This window comes from Altererythrobacter sp. C41, assembly GCF_016803135.1.
Lineage (GTDB): Bacteria > Pseudomonadota > Alphaproteobacteria > Sphingomonadales > Sphingomonadaceae > Pelagerythrobacter.
Genome location: NZ_JAEVFE010000018.1, coordinates 1 through 6,324, shown reverse-complemented (window position 1 = coordinate 6,324; position 6,324 = coordinate 1). Strand labels below are relative to the sequence as shown.

Here is a 6,324-nt window from a genome sequence, read left to right as displayed (position 1 = left end):
GGCCCGTCCGCCGGTCGTTCGCAAGCAAACCGCCACCCGCCCGACCCCGCGCGCACGCCTCCTGGCATGCCGCACCGGCCGCGCGATCCGAGTTTCCAGGCGTCACGCATCCGGGTTCGCCGCCGGAAGATCTCGCGTGGACGCGGTGGATGCGCTCCCTTACTCCCTTACTCCCTTACTCCCTCTCTCCCACTCGCTCACTCCCCCTTCACGCCATCCAGCGAGCGCCGGGATCGCGTGCAGCACCGTACGACCTTGCCGAGAGCGATCCCAGCGCTCTCTGGGATGACGGATGGATGGCAAAGGTGCGGGAGGAAACCCGCCCCGCCCAGTCCCCGACCCACCCCACCGTCTTGTCATCCCCGCGCACGCGGGGATCCATAGTCCAACGGCGGTCCCTGGATCCCCGCGCGCGGGATGACAAAGAGGGGCAAACGGGAAAGGCTCCTCCACGCGTTTCCGCGTCACCGCGTCTGCGTCCTTCGTGCCTCCGCCTTACCTGCCCTCCTGTCATCCCCGCGAAAGCGGGGATCCATTGTCCGGCGTTCGTCCGTGGATCCCCACTTTCGCGGGGATGACAGAGGGGAGAGGGAGTGGCCTCCCCGCTTCTACACCTCTAGGCGTCTACGTCTCCCCGCCTCTTCGCCCCCTCGCCTCTCTGCCTCTTCGCCCGCTCGTCTCCCCGCCTCCGCGTGAGACCGGCGCCGGGCGCAGCGCTGGTGTCACGTGACCCCGATCTTCGCCAGGTAGCGAGTTTCGTTGATCGTTCCGTCGGAGGAGAAGCTCCGCTGACGAGTCCCGCCGAGCGATCCCCGCCCGGCTGGGTTTACCAATTTGATTACGGCCCGTCGTTGAACGACAGCTCTCCACGCCAACCCGCCACGCCCTTTACGCGCCCTAGACCAGCCCCTCCGCCGTGCGCCCCAGTTCCTCGAAATAGCGTGCCATGGCATCGGCGGCGCGGTCGCTGAGGGTTATGAAGGCGCGGCGGCGGTCGGTTTCGTCTTCCTGCCGTTCGAACAATCCGGCTTCGGTCATCTGCCCTATCCAGCGCAGTGCAGTCGTGGGCGGGACGCCGCTTGCGATGCACAGCGAGCTGACCGAAACGCGCGCATGCTCGGCCCGGGCGGCGGTCAGGTCGAGCAGCATGTCCCAAGCGGGATCGGCGAAGAATTCCGCACCGAAGTATTTGGCGCGCAATCGCCGCTGGCGGATGATGCGGCGGACCAGCCGTGGGTCCGGGAGCGGCGGGCGCGGCTTGCGCAGCAGTTCGCGCTCCGCGCCGTCCCCGCTGCCGCGATAGTCCTGCGAGGGCGATTCGAACCGGAAGACATTCGATTTCTCGGGGAGTCCGGCCGACAGACGATCCAGCCGCGCGGCAATCTCGCCGACCTGCTCGGTCAGGCGGATCAGCGTCAGCCGGTCGCCGTCCGACAGTTCGCGCACGCGTGCACCGGAAATGGCCGAAAGCGCGCTGCCGAGTGCAATCACCCGCTCCGCCCGCGTCGGCTCGACCAGGATCTGCGCCCGAGAGAGATCGAGACAGCCGAACACCGGCTCCAGCGCAGCAATGCTGGTCGAAACCACCAGCTGCGCGCCGGAGCGCGCGGCCCGCACGTCGAGCCGGGCAAGCGCGGCAAGCGTGGCGGCGTCGGCATCCGGACAGTCGAGCACGACCACGTCGGCCATGACCCGCAGATCGCCTTCCGCCAACGACGCGACCGAGCCCAGCTCGCCGAGGCGCAGCCCGGCGGCCATGGCGTCCTCGCCGATTTCCTGCCGCTGCTCCATGCGGTCGGCATAGATCGCCACCGCGAGCGCCGCTCTCTCCCCGTTCGCCACCATGTCGTAGGCAAAATCCACTTGTCCCATGCACTCGTCTCCGCAAGCTTACTTGCGAACACGAGTAGAACAAAGCGGGATTAAGTCAAGAATGGAGGTAATTCAGCCTCGATCGACGAAGGGATCGCGCACGAGGATCGTGTCCTCGCGCTCCGGGCTGGTGGAGACGAGCGCCACCGGCGTCTCGATCAGCTCCTGCACGCGCTGGATATACTTGATCGCCTGCGCCGGAAGGTCGGCCCAACTCCGCGCGCCCGCGGTCGTTTCGCGCCACCCCTCCATCTCCTCGTAGATCGGCTCGACCGCGGCCTGATCGGCGGCGTGCGAGGGGAAGTAGTCGAGGATCTTGCCGTGCAGGCGATAGCCGGTGCAGATCCGCACCGTGTCGAACCCGTCGAGCACGTCGAGCTTGGTCAGCGCGATGCCGGTCACGCCGCTGATCGCGCAGCTCTGCCGCACCAGCACCGCGTCGAACCATCCGCAGCGCCGCTGGCGTCCGGTGACGGTGCCGAACTCGTGCCCGCGCTCGCCCAGCCGCTGACCGACGTCGTCGCTCAGCTCGGTCGGGAACGGCCCGCTGCCGACCCGCGTGGTGTAGGCCTTGACGATCCCGAGCACGAAGCCGGTGCTGCCCGGCCCCAAGCCGGAGCCGGCGGCCGCCGTGCCGCTGACGGTGTTGGAGCTGGTGACGAAGGGATACGTGCCGTGATCGACGTCGAGCAGCACGCCCTGCGCGCCTTCGAACAGGATCTTCGCCCCGGCCTTGCGCACTTTCTTGAGCCGCTTCCACACCGGCTGCGCGAACTGGAGCACGAAGGGCGCGATCTCGCGCAAGTCGGCAAGCAGTTCTTCGCGATCGACCGGCGGCTGGTCGAACCCGGCGCGCAGCGCGTCGTGGTGCGCGCAGAGGCGATCGAGCTGCGGTTCGAGATGGTCGAGGTGCGCCAGGTCGCACACGCGGATCGCGCGGCGGCCGACCTTGTCCTCGTAGGCCGGGCCAATGCCGCGCCCGGTGGTGCCGATTTTGCCCGCGCCCGCCGCGGTCTCGCGCAATCCGTCGAGGTCGCGGTGGAGCGGCAGGATCAGCGGGCAGTTGTCGGCGATCGCGAAATTCTCGGGCGTGATCGTCACGCCCTGCCCTTCGAGTTTCTCGATCTCGGCCTTCAGCGCCCACGGATCGAGGACCACGCCGTTCCCGATTATCGACAGCGTGCCGGTGACGATGCCGCTGGGCAACAGGCTGAGCTTGTAGACCTTGTCGCCCACCACCAGCGTGTGGCCGGCGTTGTGCCCGCCCTGGAAGCGGACCACGGCATCGGCGCGGCTGGCGAGCCAGTCGACGATCTTGCCCTTGCCTTCATCGCCCCACTGGGCGCCGATCACGGTTACGTTGGCCATTCGGCGACTACCTGCTCCTGTGCGGTCAAAACGCGCCGGGCGTTAGGCCGTGAGGGACGTAAGGGCAAGGCGCGAGGCGCCTATAGCGGTACAACTTCGGTGCCTTCGAGCCGATGCGTGCAGCCGAGGGCCCGGGCGTCGTCGCCCTCCGACAGCGCCGCTATCGTGCGCCAGCCGATCGCCCGCAGGCGCGCGGCCGCCCCGCTGTCGTGGCCGAGCGGAAGGTAAAGCGTGTCGCGGCGCGGAGTGTCCGCCGCCGCTTCGGCGAGCCCGTCGAGATAGAGCGAGAAGCCCGTCGCGCGCTCCTCGCTCCCGCGGATGCAGTAGGTGCCCCCGCGGCCGACTGCGCCGCGAACGCCCGCGGCGTAGAGCATGAAGCCGAACCAGGACTGATATTCGAAGCCGTGCCGCTCGGCGGGATCGAGCGTGCAGCGCACGCCCGCCGGCACGCGCGCCGCGGCCTTGCGCAATCCCTCGATCCGGCTTGCCAGCGCACCGTGGCTGTCCACTTCGGCCACCCGGCCGATGGCGTCGTCGAACTCTCCCGCCGCGTACAGCAGAGGAACATAGGCTTCGCCGCCCGCCTGCCGCAGCCCTGCGGCATCCTTCATGTCCAGTTCGCGCCGGACGGCGTCGACCTGCTCCGGCGGGATCGGCAGAGCGTCGGCCGCCAGGGTATCGACCAGGTCGGGCATGGTGAAGTCGACCGATATGCCCCGTGCGCCCGCGGCCTCCAGTGCCTCGACCGCAAGCGCGACGATCTCGCCGGCCGCCTCGGCGCTGTCGCTGCCGACGAGCTCTGCACCGAGCTGCAGCTTCTGGCGTGCGGGATCGAGCTGGTCGGCGCGGATCGTGACCACTTCGCCGGCGTAGCACAGCCGCACGGGTCGCGGCGTATCGGCAAGGCCGGTCGCGGCAATGCGGCCAATCTGCGGCGTCATGTCGGACCGGAGCGCAAGCGTGCGCAGGCTCGCCGGATCGACGAAGCGGAACATGCGGCGCGGCTGCACGCCGTCCATCCGCCCGGCCAGCGAGCGCTCGAACTCCACCAGCGGCGGCCGCACGCGGTCGTATCCGTGCGAGTCGAGCACATCGAGCGCGCCGCGCATGGCCGCGGTCAGCGCTGCGGCCTGACGCGGGAGACGGTCCTCGAGACCCTCAGGCAGGAGATCGTCCGGGTCTGTCATTCCATCCCCTCATCCGTTCGCCCTGAGCTTGTCCTTCGAGACGGGCTTTCGACTACACTACGGCCTTCGGCCTCCGCTTCGCTCAATCCCTCCTCAGGATGAACGGAATATAGATGCCCGCTCATCCTGAGGAGCCGCTGAGCCTGTCGAAGCGGCGTCTCGAAGGACGCCGCCGCTCTGCCTCAGGGATCGTCAGAACGCCAGCGGCTTCACCATCCGCACGCCTTCCAGCGCGCAGGCCTGCTTCACCACTTCGTCGGGGATCGGCTGGTCGACCGAGAGCAGCAGCACCGCCTCTCCGCCCGCGTCGCGGCGGCCGAGGTGGAAGGTGCCGATGTTGATCCCGTTCTGGCCCAGCAGCGTACCGATGCGGCCGATGAAGCCCGGCGCGTCCTCGTTGACGATGTAAAGCATGTCGCCCTTGAGATCGGCCTCGATCGCGACGCCGAAGATTTCCACCAGGCGCGGCGCGCCGGCACCGAACAGCGTGCCCGCGACCGAGCGGTCGCCGGCCTCGGTCGCCACGGTGACGCGAACGAGCGTGTGGTACACCCCTTCGCGGTCGTGCCGCACTTCGCGCACGTCGATCCCGCGCTCCTTCGCCAGGAACGGCGCGTTGACCATGTTCACGCTGTCCGAATACTCGCGCATCAGGCCTGCCAGAACGGCACCGGTGATCGGCTTGCCGCTGAGTTCGGCGGCGTGCCCTTCCCGCTCGATGCTGATCTTGTCGAGATTGCCGTGGGCAAGCTGGCCCACCAGCGAGCCGAGGTTCTCCGCCAGCGCCATGTAGGGGCGCAGTTTGGGCGCTTCCTCGGCGCTCAGGCTCGGCATGTTGAGCGCGTTGGTGACCCCGCCGTTGACGAGGTAGTCGGCCATCTGCTCCGCCACCTGCAGCGCGACGTTGACCTGCGCTTCGGTGGTCGAGGCGCCGAGGTGCGGCGTGCAGATGAAGTTCGGCGTGCCGAACAGCGGCGAATCCTTCGCCGGCTCGGTCTGGAACACGTCGAGAGCCGCGCCCGCGACATGGCCGCTGTCGAGCAGGTCCTTCAGCGCCGCCTCGTCGATCAGGCCGCCGCGCGCGCAGTTGACGATGCGCACGCCCTTCTTCGTCTTGCCGAGGTTCTCGCGGCTGAGGATGTTGCGCGTCTGATCGGTCAGCGGCGTGTGCAGCGTGATGAAGTCGGCGCGGGCCAACAGCGTGTCGAGATCGACCTTCTCGATCCCCAGCTCCACCGCGCGTTCGGGCGTAAGGAAGGGATCGAAGGCGACGACCTTCATCTTCAGGCCGAGCGCGCGGCTGGCGACGATCGAGCCGATATTGCCCGCGCCGATCAGGCCGAGCGTCTTGCCGGTCACCTCGACGCCCATGAACGCGCTCTTGGGCCATTCGCCGCGCTGCGTGGCAGCGTCGGCGGCGGGAAGCTGCCGGGCGAGCGCCATCAGCAGCGCGATCGCGTGCTCGGCGGTGGTGATCGAGTTGCCGAACGGCGTGTTCATCACGACGACGCCCTTGGAGCTGGCATAGGGGATATCGACGTTGTCGACCCCGATCCCGGCGCGGCCGATGACTTTCAGATTGGTCGCCGCGTCGAGAATCTCGCGCGTCGCCTTGGTCGCCGAGCGGATGGCGAGGCCGTCGTACTCGCCGATCACGGCCTTGAGTTCGTCGGGCGTCATGCCCGGCTTCACGTCGACCTCGCACCCGCGCTCCTCGAAAATGCGCGCGGCGTTAGGGTCCATCTTGTCGGAAATGAGGACTTTGGGTTTGGTCATGATAGCTCCCTCTCCCCTTCAGGGGAGAGGGCCGGGGAGAGGGGGACTCGTCGCCCGGCCCTTGAATAAGTTGCGGAATGGAGTGGGACGTGGGCCCCCCCCACCCCCCACCCCCCACACG

The 6,324-nt window shown here is 68.5% G+C and carries 4 protein-coding genes; all 4 read right to left on the bottom strand.

Features of this window, described 5'->3' with window-relative positions; genetic code table 11:
* Positions 1 to 897 precede the first annotated feature (897 nt).
* Entirely contained in the window at positions 898 to 1,872 is a 975-nt protein-coding gene (locus JNO53_RS15155) for a winged helix DNA-binding protein (protein ID WP_203113581.1), read from the bottom strand.
* Positions 1,873 to 1,944: 72 nt separating this feature from the next.
* Positions 1,945 to 3,240, bottom strand: a complete 1,296-nt coding sequence (locus JNO53_RS15150) for an adenylosuccinate synthase (RefSeq protein ID WP_203113578.1) — start codon at positions 3,238 to 3,240, stop codon at positions 1,945 to 1,947.
* Positions 3,241 to 3,320: 80 nt separating this feature from the next.
* Positions 3,321 to 4,427 (bottom strand): ATP phosphoribosyltransferase regulatory subunit, encoded by a 1,107-nt coding sequence (locus JNO53_RS15145; RefSeq protein WP_203113575.1) that lies wholly within the window; start codon positions 4,425 to 4,427, stop codon positions 3,321 to 3,323.
* Between the two features lie 192 nt (positions 4,428 to 4,619).
* The gene (gene serA, locus JNO53_RS15140; protein ID WP_203113571.1) at positions 4,620 to 6,203 is read right to left on the bottom strand and encodes a phosphoglycerate dehydrogenase; all 1,584 of its coding nucleotides are present in this window, start codon (positions 6,201 to 6,203) and stop codon (positions 4,620 to 4,622) included.
* Between the last annotated feature and the right edge of the window lie 121 nt (positions 6,204 to 6,324).